This window comes from Flavobacterium humidisoli (assembly GCF_023272795.1).
In the GTDB taxonomy this organism is placed as follows: domain Bacteria; phylum Bacteroidota; class Bacteroidia; order Flavobacteriales; family Flavobacteriaceae; genus Flavobacterium; species Flavobacterium humidisoli.
In genome coordinates this window covers 410,020-427,418 of sequence record NZ_CP096829.1, presented here as the reverse complement: position 1 = coordinate 427,418, position 17,399 = coordinate 410,020, and the positions used below count along the sequence as shown (strand labels likewise).

The following is a 17,399-nucleotide window of genomic DNA, read 5'->3' as shown; positions in this document are numbered from 1 at the left end:
GAATTTTTAGTTTGGAATTTAGTTTTTTTATTTCTTCGCTGTAACCTTCCAAATAGTATTACTACTGTCGTCATTTACCAAAAGCGATCCGTCATTCATAACTGTTACAGCAACTGGACGTCCGTAAACTTCTGCTTTGTTTTCATCAGAAGTAAATCCGGTTAAAAAATCTTCTGGTTTTCCTGAAGGTTTTCCATCTTTAAAAGGAACAAAAAGGACTTTATAGCCAGAAATTTTAGAGCGGTTCCAAGAACCATGCTGACCTACAAAAGCGCCGTTTTTATATTTTGCAGGAAAAGCATCTTTAGTATAAAAAGCCAACCCTAAAGAAGCAGTATGAGAACCTACAGGAACATCAGGGACAATAGCTTTTTCAACCAAATCTTTTCTTTCACCTTTCAATCTTGGATCAGGAATACTTCCAAAATAAGAATACGGCCATCCGTAGAAACCATCTTTTTTTACGCTTGTAATATAATCTGGAACTAAGTCGTCGCCCAATTCGTCGCGTTCATTTACAGCTGTCCACAGTTCTTTGTTGGCAGGATTCCAGTCCATTCCCACTGGATTTCTAAGACCCGAAGCGAAGATTTTTTCTCCAGTTCCGTCAGGATTAATTTCTAAAATCGCTGCACGACGCACTTCTTTGTCCATTCCGTTTTCGCCAACATTACTGCCAGAACCTACAGAAACGTAAATTTTGTTTCCGTCGGGACCTGCCAATAAATTTCTAGTCCAGTGATTGTTGTAACCTCCTGCAGGAAGTTCAAGGATTTTTTCGCCTTTAGTTTCTAACTTAAGTGGATTGTTTTTATAAGGATAACGGTATAATCCGTCGGTATTGGCAATGTAGAAAAAGTCTTTAAGAACCAGCATTCCGAAAGGTTTGTTTAGTCCAGAAATAAAAACTTCTCTCGTTTCAAATTTTCCATCTTTGTCTTTATCTCTTAAAACTGTAATTTGATTTTTGCTGGTACGAGTTCCGCTTTCGACCACAAAAATATCTTGGTTTGGCGCAATATAAGTCCAACGCGGATTCTCAAATCCGTCAGCAAATTTGGTTACGGTAAAACCTTCAGGAGCTTTTGGAGTTTTGCCAGTAGGCCAGCCAACCACTTTACTATTGTTGGTTTTAGATTCGGTTGCGTAAGGCGGAGGAAGCTTAATATCTCCAATAGCGGTTTTTACAACATTGCCCGGCTGTTTCGCCAAAGCTTCTTTTTCTTCTTTTTTTACTTGCCCATTGCAGGCAGTCATTAAGGCTAATAATGGGATTGAAAATAAGGTTAAGGATTTTTTCATTGGTTTTTTGGAGTTAAATAATTATAGGACAACAATTTACTTAAAATTCGAATAGTCTCAAAAAATAATTTGTAAACATTAACTGATATTTAACATTCTTAAAAAATATCTCGATACAGTCTATTTTGATAGAAGCAGTTAAGTTCTAATTCTTTATCTTTGTCCATTATTTTAAAATGAAAAATAATGATACAACTTCACGATAAACAATTTGTTCCGTTTATTTCGGCTAAAGAAATTGATTTTGCTTTGACTAAAATAGTGGCTCAGGTCGAAGATGATTTTGGAGATGATACGCCAATTTTTATTGGAGTTTTGAATGGCGCTTTTATGGTAGTGTCAGATTTTTTGAAAAAATATAAAAAACCGTGCGAGGTTTCGTTTATCAAAATGGCATCGTATGAAGGAACTGAAACAACAAATTCGGTTAAAGAACTAATTGGAATTAATCAAGATTTATCTGGAAGAACGGTAATTATTATCGAAGATATTATTGATACTGGAAACACAATCGAAGAATTAAAGCATTTGTTTAAAGCGCAGAATGTAAAGCATTTTAAAATTGCGACATTGTTTTTTAAACCAGAAGCGTATAAAAAAGATATAAAAATAGATTATATCGGAATTAGAATTCCGAATAAATTTATTGTAGGTTACGGTTTAGACTACGATGGTCTTGGAAGAAACCTAACTGAAGTTTACAAATTAGCAGAATAACAAAACACAACTAAATATTCATTTAAAGACTTCTGAAAGACAGAAGTAACAACACTCATTTCAATTATGATTAACATCGTTTTATTTGGAAAGCCTGGTGCAGGAAAAGGAACTCAGGCAGAATTTTTAAAAGAAAAATATAATTTAACACACCTTTCAACAGGAGATATTTTTCGTTTCAATTTAAAAAATGATACTGAACTAGGAAAAAAAGCAAGAGTTTTTATGGACAATGGAGAATTAGTTCCTTGCGAAGTAACAACTGCAATGTTAATTGATGAGGTTAAAAAACATCCAGATACTGCAGGATTTTTGTTTGACGGTTATCCAAGAACAATCAATCAGGCAGAAGCTTTAGATAAATTTTTACCAACAATCGGGTCAAGCGTAACAGCAACAATCGCTTTAGAAGCTGATGATGAGATTTTGGTAGCACGTTTATTAGAAAGAGGAAAAACAAGCGGAAGAGCTGATGATCAAGACGAAGAAAAAATTCGTGTAAGATATCAAGAATATAATGAGAAAACAGCTCCGCTTATTGGATATTACAAAGAACAAAATAAATTTCATGCCGTAGACGGTATCGGAACTATTGAACAAATTACAGAGCGCTTAACGTCAGTTATAGATAATTTGTAGAAGCTTTTTAAGCTGTACGTTACCCCGATAATTATCGGGCTCAAAAAAACTATTTTTCTAACTCTAAAACGAGCTTTTCAAATGTTTTTGACAATCAATGTTTTTGGGTTAGAAAAATTAGTTTTTTAATTGACAGCCTTAATAAATTGAACACAAATTGCATTTAACGAGACCATTTTTTAACGAATCCCCTATCAATTGGAAATACTAATTATATTTTTTCTAATTCTATTAAACGGAGTTTTCTCCATGTCTGAAATCGCCTTGATTTCGGCCCGTAAAAACAGGCTTGAAACAGCAGCGAAAAAAGGCAACAAAAGTGCTAAAACGGCACTCGATTTAGCCAATTCCCCAAATAAATTTTTATCTACTGTACAAATCGGAATTACCTTAATCGGAATTTTGACGGGTATTTATTCTGGTGACAAAATCACTGCCGATGTAGAGCTTTTTGTGGCAGGTTTTGTAGCTCTTAAACCTTATGCACATTCAATTGCAGTTGGAATTGTAGTGGTAGTTTTAACTTTTTTCTCATTGGTTTTGGGAGAATTACTTCCAAAACGAATCGGATTAAATTATCCGGAAGCTATTGCTAAAATGGTTGCAATGCCAATGAAAGTGGTTTCGATTATTACGGCGCCATTTATTTGGCTTTTAACTTCATCAACAGATTTTTTGCTGAATGTTTTTCAGATAAAGCCAACTGCTGACGGAAAAGTTACAGAAGAAGAAATTAAAGCCATTATTAAAGAAGGTACAGAAGTAGGAGAGGTTCAGGAAATAGAGCAAGATATTGTGGAGCGTGTTTTCCATATCGGAGATAGAAAAGTAAGTTCGTTAATGACGCACAGAAAATCTGTTGATATGCTTCCATTAAAAGCAGACAGAGAAAAGATCAAAGAATTGGTAGTTCAGGATCTGCACACTGTTTATCCAGTTTACAACGATAATTATGATGATATTGTTGGAGTTGTAACGCTTAAAAATATTTTTGCTAACATCGAAAACGATAATTTTGATTTGTCAGGAATAGTTTCTGATGCACCTTATTTAATGGAGCAAACAACAGCCTATAAAGCTTTAGAAAATTTCAAGAAAACGGGAGTTCATTACGCTTTAGTTTCTGATGAATATGGTGTTTTTCAAGGTTTAATTACTTTGAATGATATTCTAGAAGCTTTAGTTGGAGATGCATCTGAGTTTTATAAAGATGAATTCCAGCTTATAGAAAGAGAAGACGGTTCATGGCTGGTTGACGGACATTATTCGTTACACGATTTCTTAACTTATTTCGAGTTAGACGAACTAACAAACGATTACGAAGTAAACACTGTAAGCGGAATGATTATGACTGAGCTTTCTCATATTCCAAAAGAAGGCGAAAAATTAGTTTGGCAGAAATTCGTCTTAGAAGTAATCGATATGGACGGAGTTAAGATTGACAAAGTGCTTGTGAGAGCATTGAAAGAGTAGAGAAAATTTGTTTTAAGTTTCAGGTTTTAAGTTTCAAGTTGCGTAATGCATAACCTGAAAGCTGAAAGCTGAAACTTGAAACTTTACATAAACAAAGAAAATGACAGAAGGAAATTTTGTAGACTACGTTAAGATATATGTTTCTTCCGGAAAAGGAGGAAAAGGATCTACGCATTTACATAGAGAGAAATTTATTGAAAAAGGAGGTCCCGACGGAGGAGATGGAGGCCGTGGAGGACATGTGTATTTAGTTGGAAATAAAGGACTCTGGACATTATTTCATTTAAAGTTTGCACGTCACATTAAAGCTGGTCACGGTGGAGATGGGGGTGGCGATCGCAGTACGGGTGCAGATGGAGAAGATAAAATCATTGAAGTGCCATTAGGAACTGTTGTAAAAGACAAGGAAACTGGAGAGACACTTTTTGAAATTACGGAGCACGGAGAAAAACAGATTCTTGCAAGAGGAGGAAAGGGAGGTTTAGGGAACTGGCATTTTAGAAGTTCTACAAACCAAACACCTCGTTACGCACAGCCAGGTTTGCTTGGGATAGAAATGGATGTTATTCTTGAACTTAAAGTTTTGGCCGATGTTGGTTTGGTTGGTTTTCCAAATGCTGGAAAATCTACTTTATTGTCTGTATTAACTTCAGCAAAACCAAAAATTGCAGATTATCCTTTTACAACATTAAAACCAAATTTAGGAATTGTAGCATATAGAGATTTTCAATCTTTTGTAATTGCCGATATTCCTGGAATTATTGAAGGTGCTGCCGAAGGAAAAGGTTTAGGACATTATTTCTTGCGTCATATTGAGCGTAACTCGACGTTATTATTTTTAATTCCAGTTGATACCGCTGATATCAAAGCAGAATATGATATTTTGGTTAATGAATTAACGAAATACAATCCTGAAATGCTGGATAAAGAACGTCTTGTTGTTATTTCAAAATGCGATATGTTGGATGACGAATTAAAAGCAGAGCTGAAAGCAGAATTAGATGTTTCGTTCAACGGAGTTCCTTATATGTTTATTTCGTCTGTTGCCCAGCAAGGTTTAACAGATCTGAAAGATAGACTTTGGAAAATGCTTAACGAGTAAAAGTACTTTACTAAAAATATAAAACCCGACAATACGAGTTATTGTCGGGTTTTTACTTTTTTGCACGAAAAAACAAAAAAGAATTAAGATGGCTAGATCTTGTCTAATTACAATCCAAAGTTTTTAGATATTCCGATGTTTAAAGTCTTTCCAAAGTTAAAACCAAAACGTTCTTGTCTTGGATCATTTTTTCCATCAAGATTATCGTAATTGATTCCTCCAATAGAGAAATTTAAACCAAATCCTCTTTTCATATTAATGAATAAAGCTGGAGTAAGACTTACATACATTCCTTTTGCATCATTAACATTGGTAGATTGGTATCCAGCACCTAAATCACCAAAGACAGAAAACACATCTGAAAGCGGTACAGTATAACGTACAAAACCTCCAATTTTATATTTTTCAGTTGTATCAGTTCCTTTTGTTTTTACGTTCACAATAGAACCTTCAACTCCAGCTGTCCATTGGTCAGCAAACTGATATCCAACTTTTGGAGAAAATTCAAAATTTTCAAGTTTTGATTCTCCAATTTTCTCAGAGGAGAATCCAACATTTCCGCCTAATAGGATAGAGTTTTTCTGTGCACTTGCGATAGTTGTAAATAAAATTACAACTGCTACTAACAATTTTTTCATTTTAATTTAATTTTTATTTGGATGGCAAATGTAGTAGAAAACAATTTGTAAGAAAAAAATTAAGATGTAATTTTAAATTTGAAAGTTTATTTTTATAAATAATGATTTTAATTAAAGATTAAAATTGTTTTATCTGACATTTTTATAATTTTTTGTGAAGTAACTTTCAAAATTTAAAGGTTATTCTTGTTTTACTAAAATTGTGAATTTCGCAAAATCGCCTTTTTGTTTTGTTTGTTATGTTTAGTTTATGATTGTTTAGCTCATTTTTTTTGCGAAAATGAGTTATATTCGCATCACTTAAACAAAATAACATGAAAAAAGTAATTTTATTCTTGACCATGTGCCTTATGGCTTTCCCAATGAGAGCCGATGAAGGAATGTGGTTTTTGATGTTTATCGAAAGATTGAACCATAGGGATATGGAAAAAATGGGCTTGCAATTGACAGCCGAAGAAATTTACAGTATCAACAATCATAGCTTAAAAGATGCGATTGTACAATTCAATGGAGGATGTACTGCTGAAATCGTTTCAAACAGCGGATTGGTATTGACTAATCATCACTGTGGATATAGCGCGATTGCAGAACTTTCAACAGCAGAACAAAATCATTTGAAAAATGGTTTTTGGGCAAAAAATCGTTCAGAAGAACTAAAGCCTAAATCTTTATACGTTCGTTTCTTTGTTCGTATGGATGATGTCTCAAAAAGAATCTTGTCTAAAGTAAATGATACTATGACAGAAACGGAAAGAAACAAAATCATTCAGCAAGAAATCGCTTTAATTGAAAAAGAAAATAGCGAAAATGGAAAATACACTGTTTCTGTTCGTCCTTTCTTTCAAGGAAATGAATATTACTATTTTGTTTACCAAGATTACACAGATGTACGTTTAGTTGGAACTCCTCCTGAAAGTGTTGGTAAATTTGGTGGAGATACAGACAACTGGGAATGGCCTCGTCAAACTGGAGATTTCTCTATGTTTAGAGTTTATGCAGATAAAGACGGAAATCCTGCTGCATATTCTAAAGACAATGTGCCTTTGCAACCAAAACATCATTTACCTGTAAGTTTAAAAGGAGTAAAAGAAAATGATTTTGCAATGATCTTGGGTTATCCAGGAAGAACAAACCGTTGGATGCCAGCTGGAGGAATTGAGCAAAATATTAAATATGCTTATCCTGCTTGGGTTGAAGGTGCAAAAACCGGAATGGACGTAATGAAAAAGTATATGGATAAAGATGCAACTGTTCGTTTAGACTATGCTTCTAAATATGCTTCGACTGCAAACTACTGGAAAAACCGTCAAGGTATGATCGATGCTTTAACAAAAGCTGGAACTGTTGATACAAAAGCAGAACAAGAAGATAAATTCTACGAGTGGGCAAGTAAACCTGCAAACAAAGAAAAGTACGAGAATGTAATTCCGACTATCAACGATTATTACAGAGAAACAAACTTAAAAGCACGTCACGATAATTATTTGATGCAGCTTTTACGTACTTCTAGTTATGCAACTGGACCTGCTAATTTAGGAAATGCATTAATTGCTTACTACAAAGAAAATGATGCTAAGAAAGCAGAAATGCTTCCTAAAATCAATGCAATGGTTGAAAGCATTTATGGTGAGTTTTATGCTCCATTAGAAAAAGACATTTTGACAGCCCAATTGAATTTGTACGCTTCAAAAGGTGCTGAATATGGACTTGCTTCAGAGATTGCAAAAATGAAAACAGCTAACAATGGTGACTTTACTGCAGATGTAGCAAAAGCAACGGAGATTAGTTATTTTACAAATAAAGAAAAAGTATTAGCATTTTTAGCTGATCCAAAGCCATTAGCAATTGTACACGATCCGTTGTATATTATTTCTAATGATTTATTGACAAAATACCGTTCTAAAACAGACGATCAAGCAAAAGCTGATGATGGTTTTGCAACTGCTTACCGTAAATTGGTTGAAGGTTTGAGAGAATCTAAATTGAATGCAATTAAATATCCTGATGCAAACTCTACGTTGAGGTTAACTTACGGAAAAGTTCGTGCTTTACCTGCAGATCCTCGTAACGATGCAAAAATCAATAACTATACTACAATGGAAAGTATGGTTAAAAAATACAAAGCAGGAGATCAAGAATTTGACTTGCCAGCTCGTTTATTGGAATTGAACAAGAAAAAAGATTTCGGACAATATGCTGACAAAGCAGGTTACATGCCAGTAAACTTCTTAACTGATAACGATATCACTGGAGGAAATTCAGGTTCGCCGGTTCTTAACGGAAAAGGAGAATTAATTGGAATTGCTTTTGATGGAAATATCGAAGCTATGGCTGGAGACGTTATCTTTGATCCTAAATTACAAAGAACGATCAACGTTGATATTCGTTATGTACTTTGGATTATTGACAAATACGCTGGAGCTAAAAATATTATTGATGAATTGACGATTGTGAAATAATTTTCATTTCTTTATATAAAATTAAACCCGACAGTTTTAAGCTGTCGGGTTTTTTATTATTGTACACTATGGCGTCCTGAGCAGATTCTAAGGCTTGCCAATTGGAACGGGTCTTCGACTTCGCTCAGACTGACAAAAAGATACATTATATACTTTCCTTGGAATTTGGAATTTAAAAATTGGAATTTCTAATTCACTTTTACTCGAATTCCTTTTGTGTGACTTGCAAATTCTGGTACATACATGCTTTGAATTGTAGTAATTCCGTTTGAGAATTCGCCGCTGTTATTTACTCGAATGTCATATTCTAAAACATAGGTTCCTTTCGTTATTTGATCAAAGAAGAAATGTGTTGCTGCATCTTTTGTGCTCATGTAATATCCTAACCGCTCTTTATATTGATATTGCGAAAGAACATTTACCGGTTCAAAACAAGAAGCACGCATATCTTTCAAATGAATGTATTCGGTGTCTTCTTTTGAAGTAATAACTAATCGAACTGTAACTAAATCTCCAATTTTTAAAGGATTTTTAGTTGTTATTCTTTGTAATTCGTCGCCTTTTAAAGTGCTTTTTTTCAAATACAATTCTTTAGAAACTGATAAAACTGCGCCAGTATTATTTTTGATTTTATCTAAATCTTCAAAATACTGCCAATAAGCGCCGCCAAAAGCAGGAACATTAGACTTGTTTTGAATTTTGATAGTTGTCATTTCTTTCTTTACTTCATTTGCCTGCCAGTTTAGTTTGATGTAACCTGTTTCGGCTTCTTTTTCGTTTTCTGCCAGTTTTTTGGTTATGATTTTTTCATCTCCCAATTTTATAACAGTATTATCTTTTACTGAAAGCCAATCTGTTCCCTGTATTAATAAGGCATAAATTGCTTCGGTTGTTGATTTTGTTGTTGGCCAGTTTTTGGTTTGTTTGTTTTTTAATAACCAAACTTTCATAGCATCAACAGATTTGGTATCATTCGTTATTTCGGCGAAAGCCTCAATCAATAATGCTTGAGTTTCGATTGGAGCTTGATACCAATACCATCCCGATTTATTGGCAATCCAATACATTCCCCAATCTTCATTGTTTGATGATGTTTCTTTTAGGTTTTCAATTATTTTTTTAGCGCTTTCTTTTTCTCCAAAACGATTTAAAGTCAATGCAGCTAAACCCTTTTCATAAATAGAATAATTTAGCCAATCTTTTTTTGCAGTTTCCAGATATACTTTTGTTGCTTTTTTCAAAGTATCAGAAAAGGGATATTTCTCTAAATAAAAACTTCTGGTATACAAGTAGTGCAAATCAGAATATGGATTGATCCAGATTAATTTATCTGTTGCTTTTAAATTTTTTGTTCTTGTTTTATGATAGTCTAAAAACTTCTCGTCTAAAAATGGAATTCCAGTTTTTGCAATTTCATCAATTTTAGAAACATTGTTTTTACTTAGTTTTTTTAAATGACCTAAACCAGCCAAAATATGTCTAGTAATATATTCGCTTTCATCACTTCCGTCAAACCAGCCAAAAGCACCAGAAGGTTTTTGTTTTTGCTTTAACTTATCAAAAGTAGTTTCTTGTGAAGTTTTCATTTTTTCTAAATCGAATAAAAGAGCCATATTCTTTTTCTTTTCATCTTCACTTTGCGCATCATTTAACCAAGGTGTTTCGGCTAAAATCAATGCTTTCAGTTCTTCATTTTCTTCTAATTTGGAAATCGGTTTTCCGCTTTTTTTCCAATTTTCAAATACCGCAGCAATCTTTGGATTACTGGAAATGATTTCTGAAGCTAAAGCATTGGCATAATATCTTGCAAAAGTCTGTTCGGCACAGTCGTGTTCATATTCCATTAAGTAAGGCAAAGATTGAACGGCAATCCAAGTTGGATTAGAAGTATATTCCAACGTAAATTGATGGCTTTTTAAAGTCGTTGAATTATTGTTCTTTAAGTTTTCGAATGTGTATTCTTTTGTTGAATTCTCGCGTACCCAAATCGGAATATTTTCTGTCACGAGAATATTATTGGTCAGAACAGGAAGAATGTTTTCTTCTCCGTCAGAAAAATTGCCCGCTTTTGCGACGATTTTATATTGAATACCTTGTAAACCTTCAGGAATTGTTATGGTCCAGTTTGTAGTTGTATTTCCGTAAGCTGGAATTGTAAAGTTTTTGATATTTTTCGCATTCAGCATTTTGGCATCGATTGGTTGCATTGTTACCGCATCAAAAAACTGTAAACTTGCGATTCCAGTTTTTGCTTCAGCAGTAACATTTGAAATTTTTGCACTTATTACAATAGTGTCTTTTTCTCTAAAAAAGCGTGGAAAATTAGGCAACACCATTAATTCTTTTTGAGTAATAACACTTTTCTCCAAATAACCAGAAACTGCATCTTTATTGTGAGCTAACAAGCGAAGTTTCCAAGCCGTTAAAGCTTCTGGTGATGTGAAATTGAAACTTACTTTTCCTTTAGAATCCGTTTTTAAATTTGGAAAAAAGAATGCCGTTTCAGAAAGATTTTTTCTCGCTTTTACTTGGGTTAATTCTTCTAGTGCTTTCTTTGTTGTAATTATAATTACTCCATTTGCCGCTTTGCTTCCGTAGAGGGCAGTTGCTTTTTCGTTTTTTAAAACATCGATTGCTAAAATATCTTTTGGGTCTACATTTTCTACATTGGCTACTATTATTCCGTCAACTACATACATTCGAGGATTTGTGCCTGATATCGAACCGTTCCCTTTAATCATAACTTTATAGTCGCTTACACTTATACCGGCAACTTTGCCATCAAATGTCTCTATACTTCCGGCAGTATTATAAACCGTATTGTCTTCTTGAACAAGTTCAGATTGGGATGTAACTTGCGTTGTTGCATAAGCAAGTGATTTTTTTTCTTTTTTTATGCCATTAGCAGTAACAACAACTTCTTGTAAATTATTTGATTCTTCTTTTAGTGTGAAATTGATTGTTTTGTCTTGAGCAACTTTTATAGACTGGCTTTTAAACCCAATTAAGGAGAACACAAGTTCTTCATTTTCTTTCGCTTCAATTTCATAGTATCCATCAAAATCGGTTACTGTAGTTCGTTGTGTATCTTTAACATTAACGCTGACACCGGGAGTTGGAATGTTTGCCAAATCTGTTACAATACCAGAAATCAATTTAGCGTTTAAAGGTTTTTTAACTTTTTTTGTTAATTGTCTTTGATATTCTCTTTGAAGATAAAGTGTATTATAATTTGTGTTGTTAAAGTCAAATCCGAACCAGATTAATTTGGTGCTTTCATTTTTAAGTTCTATTTTTTTAGATGCACTATTTAAATTAGAGAGAATTGTACTCGTTTTTTCACTTCCTAAGACGGATTTAGATGTGCCACGTACGATACTTCCACTATTCCACTTTTCCCAATTTTTTGTCGCAAATTGATCCAAAGAAGTGTCATACATAGATGCCAAAACTTCAGCTTCTTTTTTTGTTGCTGTTGCTGTAAGTTTAAAAGACCAATTTTCGGTGCTTCCTGGTTGTAACTTACTTCTAAAGGTGCCTACATCAAATTTTAACTCTGGTTTTTCTAATTTCAAGATCACAGAAATGCTACTATCAAATTTTTCATTTTCAAAAACACTTTCAAAATTAATTGTAACAATGTCTTTGAACTCTTTTTTAATTGGAATTTTAATTACCGTTTCATGATTTACAATGTGATACGTTTCTTCTGAAAAGATATTGCCTTCAAAATTAGCAATACCTATAACATATAAATCTGGTATGACGGAAACTAATTTTATTAATGCAAAGCCATCTTTTCTGGCATCAGAATTTATTTGAGCAACAGTAAATAGCCTGCTTGTATCAAATTTATCTTTGCTTTGTTTAATTTTAAAAGTTGAACTGTGTTTAATTAAATTTCCAAAGCTATCTTGAGCTGAAAAGACAACTTTATAGTTTCCAGATTGGTAATTAGAAATAAAATCTAAAGGAAGTTCTTTGTCGGTTTGTGTGTTGATCTCTTTAGAAAATACTAAAGTTTCTGGTGTTTTATCTTTTAATTTTACGTTGGATTCGTAAGGAAACAGTTTTTCAAATTCTTTATCTGAAAACCCTTCTATATCGGGCTCAGAAAAAACTCGTGTTTTGAATTTTTTAGAGATCGGATTAAGAAAATAAATCTTTATTTCTCCTTTAACCGATTTCGATTCGCCATTTAAATTAGTACTCGAAAGTTTGATATCATTTTTGTTTTTGGTTAATAGTACGTCTTTAACAGCAGTACTAAGTTCTAAATCATGATACCCCACATTTATAGTAGTTTGAGCATCGTGCGTCTCGCCATTAATATCGGTTACAGAAACTTTTATCAAATATGAAAAAACTGGAAGTTTTTCTTTTATAGCATTTTCCGAAGGAAGTGCTGTAAAATCAATCGTAAATTTTCCTGATGCATCCGTTTTCGTTTCTCCTGTTTTTAGTACTTTAATAGATTCTTGCGAATAGTAATTTCTAAAATAATTTATACTTCTGATAACACTATAAGTTACTTTCGAATCAGAAATAGTGCTTCCTGCAAAAGCTTTTGCTGTTCCGTTTACTTTTACCAGTTTGTTAAGCTCGAAACTCTCTTTTTTAGGTTCAAAATTGACTTCAAATTTCGGACGTTTATATTCTTCAACTTTAAAAAGTAAATCTGAGTAAGACAAGTTAACATTGTCCCAAAATGGATGTTTCTCTTTAGTTTTATCATAAGCTTTGTCTTTTTCATATTCATCTGGTTCATCTGCTTTAATGGTAAAAGTACCAGTAAGTCCTGTTTTTGGTAAAATAAATTCTCCAGAAAAAGATCCAAATTCATTTGTAGTGACGTCAAATTCTTTAAAATCATTTCGATTAGAATCTTCAACAGTAATTTTAAATGAGGTGTATGGAACTACAGAAACTTTGCCTTTTAATCTCTGTACAGCAATTCCTTTATAATATACTGTTTGCCCCGGACGATAAATAGCTCGGTCAAGATAGAATTGTACTGTAGCGCTAATTTTTGGATTTTCATTATCCAGATATTCGGCGTTATAATAAATATAATTTTTATCTAACGAAAGTGTGTCATTTGCAGTGTAGAAAGAGATGAGTTTATTTTGGCCTTCTTTTACTTTATCCAACTCAGCATTTCCATTTTTATTGGTTTTCACTGAAAAAAATGGAGTTTTTACTATTACATTTTCTAAAGGTTTTCCAGTCTTTCGATCTAAAACCTGATAATTTTCGAACTTTTCGTTTTTTGAACACAAAACAATAAATTGAGAAACAGTTATAGTTTCAAAAGCAGTCGCTTTTTTGCCTTTTACGTCAGAATTACTTTCAAAATATACCAAATAAGAACCTGTTTCTAATTTCGGAAGCAAAACTTCTGTCGAATATTCATAGTAATCTTTTTTATTTATAAGTGTATAGGTTTGCGAAGTTGTGGGTTTTATTTTTTTGACTATATTTTCAATTATGGTATCTTTCGGATAATCTTTAACCAAATTAATTTGTGCCTGATTGATTTTAAAGAATGAAATTTTAAGATTTTCAATATTTTGATATTGAATTAAACCTCTCATATTTTCATTATTGTAAACGAATTTTTGAAGCTGTACATTTATAAATTTGCGTAAAATATCTTCTTTCTTCTTAAGCGCCAGTTTGTAAGCATTGGATTTGTTTTCTGTTTTAAGGATACTATCTAAAGTAGCAATTGCTTTGATATTATAATCTGGATAATTATATTTTGAAGCGTGTTTAGATAAATAATAAGCTTTTTCGAGTTGAATATTTTGAATAAGACTTATGTCATTTGTTTGTTTTTGAAGTGCTGTCAAAGTTTTTACATAATCTGCATCAATATCAACAATATAATTTTTGCTGAATTGAATCCTTTGCCAGATGTTATCTGCTGAAGGATTATTAATTTCTTGTTTTTGATAAAGTTTCAAAATCACCTTAAGATTTTCGTTAGAAACAGAATCAAAATTTAGTTTTAGAAAATCATTTGAATTTCCTAAAAGATCTTTTTTAAAAGCAAAAAAATCATCTTTTTTAATTTCCCAAGAACGAATTTTTTGTGACTGAATTGTAATGTTTTCTGAAATTACATAATCTAGTAAATTAAGAGTTTTGAATTTTTCTATCGTAGGATAATCAAATATAGCTTCATATTTTGTTAAAGGAGTGGTTTTTAAAACAGCCTCATTTTCCAATGCGTTTTTTAAAGCAAGATTGATTTGTGAAGTGAAATTGTTTTCAGTCCAAGTTAAGAAGTCATTATCTGAAATGGTTGTGTTTGTTCTTCTGTCAATTTGATATCGGTTGATAGTGTAATAATCGGTTAAACATTTAGCATAAACCAAATTCAAAATGGCTTTCGAGGGAATAGAAACACGATTAATATCTGTTTTGAGATTATTTAAAATTTTAGTCTGTGCATTTTGATCAAAAACCTGTAGATATTTAGATTCATAGAAAAAACATCTTATCATCTCAACTTCGTCTTTCTGATTTATTGTTTTTCTGTAAATTTTAGCAACGATTTCGTTTGCAGATTTTATTTTTCCTTCGTTTTCCAATGCAATAACATTATTCCATTTTTTATCATTTTGCTGACCAAGAAGGGTTGTAGAAACCAATAAGAATACAAATAATATATTTTTCATAAGATAGTTTTAATCTAAAGATGCTCTGTTTTTAAAGAAGGTTGGGAGTGCTGCTGTTTTTTTAAAATAAATTTCGTACAAATTAACAATTTATCTTTAAAACCAAATGATAGAATCTATAATTCCTTATTTTTGAAGAATAATTATTGAGTTTAATAAGTTATTTGCCATTTCGATTAACCGATTAAACAGTTTAACGATTAAACATTTTAAATGAAAACACATTTCATCGCCATTGGCGGAAGCGCTATGCACAACCTTGCATTAGCATTACATAATAAAGGATATCAGGTTACAGGAAGTGATGATGCTATTTTTGAACCTTCAAAATCAAGATTAGAGAAAAAAGGAATTCTTCCTGCAGAAATGGGTTGGTTTCCAGAAAAAATCACTTCAGATATTGATGCGATTATTTTAGGAATGCATGCAAAAGCAAATAATCCTGAATTATTAAAAGCGCAGGAATTAGGTTTGAAAATCTATTCGTATCCAGAATTTTTATACGAACAATCTAAAAATAAAACTCGTGTCGTAATTGGTGGTTCTCACGGAAAAACAACGATTACTTCTATGATTTTGCATGTAATGCATTATCATAATATTGCTGTCGATTATATGGTTGGAGCACAGTTGGAAGGTTTTGATACAATGGTGCATCTAACTGAAGAAAATGATTTTATGGTTTTGGAAGGTGATGAGTATTTATCTTCTCCAATTGACAAACGTCCTAAATTTCATTTATATCAGCCAAACATTGCTTTGATTTCTGGAATTGCTTGGGATCATATTAATGTTTTTCCAACGTATGAAAACTACGTTGAACAGTTTGAGATTTTCATCGAAAAAATTACAAACGGAGGAATTTTGGTTTATAACGAAAATGATCCAGAAGTAAAACTTGTTTCAGAAGCTGCCACAAATCCGATTAGAAAAATTGCGTATTCAACTCCAGAATATTCTGTGAGTGACGGTGTAACTTTATTGAAAACCCCAGAAGGTGATATGCCAATTGAAGTTTTTGGAGCGCATAACTTAAATAATTTGGCTGGAGCAAAATGGATCTGTCAAAATATGGGCGTAGACGAAGCCGATTTTTACGAAGCAATTGCAAGTTTTAAAGGTGCGTCTAAACGTTTGGAGAAAATTGCGGAAGGAAAAGGAAAAGTAGCTTATAAAGATTTTGCGCATTCGCCTAGTAAAGTAGCAGCAACAACAAAAGCTGTAAAAGAGCAATACCCAAATAGAACTTTGGTGGCTTGTTTAGAATTACATACTTACAGCAGTTTAAATGCGGAGTTTTTAAAAGAGTATGAAGGTGCTTTGGAATATGCCGATGTTGCAGTAGTTTTCTATTCTCCAGATGCGGTGAAAATTAAACAATTAGAGGAAGTAACATATGAACAGATTGCTACAGCATTCAATAGAAAAGATTTAATTATTTATACCAATCCAGCTGAATTTAAAGAATACTTATTCAACTTAAATTTAGATAATTCTGCACTTTTATTGATGAGTTCAGGAAACTATGGAGGTTTAAATTTTGACGAAGTAAAAGGGTTGATTAATTAGAAAATTTGATTATTAGCCAATTATATAATTTGCCGACTGTTTATACAGTCGGCTTTTTTTAAAAATCGATTTAATTTTTGAAAGATTTTTCTTCTTTTTAATATCTTCGCCTTTCAAAATTTATATTATGGAAGGAGGGCATTTCGCTATAAAAAATTGGTCAGATGATGACAAACCTCGCGAAAAATTAATTCTCAAGGGAAAAGATGCTTTAAGTGACGCTGAATTATTGGCCATCTTGATTGGTTCTGGTAGCCGCAATGAATCTGCTGTTGCGTTAAGTCAAAGGATTTTAGCATCTTCAAAAAATCTAAATGCCTTAGGAAAAATGACTATTTCTCTGCTAATGCAATTTAAAGGCATAGGTGAAGCAAAAGCTGTTTCGATCGTAGCAGCTTTGGAATTAGGCAGAAGGCAAAGAGCGGAAGATATAATAAAACTTAAAAAAATAACTTCAAGTAAGGCTGTTTTCGATATCATGCAACCCATTATCGGTGAACTTCCTCATGAAGAGTTTTGGGTACTTTTTCTTAATAATTCAAATAAAGTGATTTCTAAATCGCAATTAAGTAAAGGAGGCATTGCTGGAACTGTTGTAGATATACGATTGGTTTTTAAATTAGCGTTAGAAAATGGAGCTACGGCCTTGATTTTGTGTCATAATCATCCCTCCGGAGGTTTAGATCCAAGTAATGCCGATAAGCAAATTACTAAGAAAATAAAAACTGCAGGAGATATCTTAGATGTTAAAGTTTTAGATCATGTGATTATAACTGAATCAAAATATTATAGTTTTGTAGATGAAGGAATTTTTTAA

General features: G+C 32.6%; 10 protein-coding genes. 7 read left to right on the top strand and 3 right to left on the bottom strand.

Annotation, left to right across the window (positions count from 1 at the left end; genetic code table 11):
- Positions 1-27 precede the first annotated feature (27 nt).
- Entirely contained in the window at positions 28-1,302 is a 1,275-nt protein-coding gene (locus tag M0M44_RS02085; protein ID WP_248728290.1) for a PQQ-dependent sugar dehydrogenase, read from the bottom strand.
- 186 nt (positions 1,303-1,488) lie between these two features.
- Between M0M44_RS02085 and hpt the strand changes: the two genes are divergently transcribed.
- The 4 genes from hpt (at position 1,489) to obgE (ending at position 5,233) form a co-directional block, all read left to right on the top strand.
- Positions 1,489-2,019 (top strand): hypoxanthine phosphoribosyltransferase, encoded by a 531-nt coding sequence (hpt, locus tag M0M44_RS02080; protein WP_244165420.1) that lies wholly within the window; start codon positions 1,489-1,491, stop codon positions 2,017-2,019.
- Positions 2,020-2,085: 66 nt separating this feature from the next.
- On the top strand, positions 2,086-2,658 hold the full coding sequence (locus tag M0M44_RS02075) for an adenylate kinase (RefSeq protein ID WP_057114947.1): 573 nt from the start codon (positions 2,086-2,088) through the stop codon (positions 2,656-2,658).
- A 198-nt stretch (positions 2,659-2,856) separates the two neighbouring features.
- Entirely contained in the window at positions 2,857-4,131 is a 1,275-nt protein-coding gene (locus tag M0M44_RS02070; protein WP_420842754.1) for a hemolysin family protein, read from the top strand.
- Positions 4,132-4,231: 100 nt separating this feature from the next.
- A complete protein-coding gene (gene obgE / locus M0M44_RS02065) occupies positions 4,232-5,233 on the top strand; it encodes a GTPase ObgE (RefSeq protein WP_248728288.1) in 1,002 nt (333 codons plus the stop codon).
- Positions 5,234-5,340: 107 nt separating this feature from the next.
- Here obgE and M0M44_RS02060 read toward each other — a convergent pair whose 3' ends face one another.
- Positions 5,341-5,871 (bottom strand): outer membrane beta-barrel protein, encoded by a 531-nt coding sequence (locus M0M44_RS02060; RefSeq protein WP_248728287.1) that lies wholly within the window; start codon positions 5,869-5,871, stop codon positions 5,341-5,343.
- Between the two features lie 314 nt (positions 5,872-6,185).
- Here M0M44_RS02060 and M0M44_RS02055 point away from each other — a divergent pair, with 314 nt between their 5' ends.
- A complete protein-coding gene (locus tag M0M44_RS02055; RefSeq protein ID WP_248728286.1) occupies positions 6,186-8,330 on the top strand; it encodes a S46 family peptidase in 2,145 nt (714 codons plus the stop codon).
- Positions 8,331-8,518: 188 nt separating this feature from the next.
- Here the strand turns inward: M0M44_RS02055 and M0M44_RS02050 are convergent, their stop codons facing one another.
- A complete protein-coding gene (locus M0M44_RS02050; RefSeq protein WP_248728285.1) occupies positions 8,519-15,013 on the bottom strand; it encodes an alpha-2-macroglobulin family protein in 6,495 nt (2,164 codons plus the stop codon).
- A gap of 213 nt (positions 15,014-15,226) precedes the next feature.
- On the opposite strand from M0M44_RS02050, the gene M0M44_RS02045 reads away from it, so the two are divergent.
- The gene (locus M0M44_RS02045) at positions 15,227-16,582 is read left to right on the top strand and encodes a UDP-N-acetylmuramate--L-alanine ligase (RefSeq protein WP_248728284.1); all 1,356 of its coding nucleotides are present in this window, start codon (positions 15,227-15,229) and stop codon (positions 16,580-16,582) included.
- A 127-nt stretch (positions 16,583-16,709) separates the two neighbouring features.
- Positions 16,710-17,399 carry a RadC family protein gene (gene radC, locus M0M44_RS02040; RefSeq protein ID WP_248728283.1) on the top strand — a complete coding sequence of 230 codons (690 nt, stop codon included), beginning with the start codon at positions 16,710-16,712 and terminating at the stop codon, positions 17,397-17,399.

Excerpts from the sequence above, each read along its gene's own strand:
- M0M44_RS02085 (WP_248728290.1), bottom strand. The coding sequence starts at position 1,302 with ATGAAAAAATCCTTAACCTTATTTTCAATCCCATTATTAGCCTTAATG.
- hpt (WP_244165420.1), top strand. The coding sequence starts at position 1,489 with ATGATACAACTTCACGATAAACAATTTGTTCCGTTTATTTCGGCTAAA.
- M0M44_RS02075 (WP_057114947.1), top strand. The coding sequence starts at position 2,086 with ATGATTAACATCGTTTTATTTGGAAAGCCTGGTGCAGGAAAAGGAACT.
- obgE (WP_248728288.1), top strand. The coding sequence starts at position 4,232 with ATGACAGAAGGAAATTTTGTAGACTACGTTAAGATATATGTTTCTTCC.
- M0M44_RS02060 (WP_248728287.1), bottom strand. The coding sequence starts at position 5,871 with ATGAAAAAATTGTTAGTAGCAGTTGTAATTTTATTTACAACTATCGCA.
- M0M44_RS02055 (WP_248728286.1), top strand. The coding sequence starts at position 6,186 with ATGAAAAAAGTAATTTTATTCTTGACCATGTGCCTTATGGCTTTCCCA.
- M0M44_RS02050 (WP_248728285.1), bottom strand. The coding sequence starts at position 15,013 with ATGAAAAATATATTATTTGTATTCTTATTGGTTTCTACAACCCTTCTT.
- M0M44_RS02045 (WP_248728284.1), top strand. The coding sequence starts at position 15,227 with ATGAAAACACATTTCATCGCCATTGGCGGAAGCGCTATGCACAACCTT.
- radC (WP_248728283.1), top strand. The coding sequence starts at position 16,710 with ATGGAAGGAGGGCATTTCGCTATAAAAAATTGGTCAGATGATGACAAA.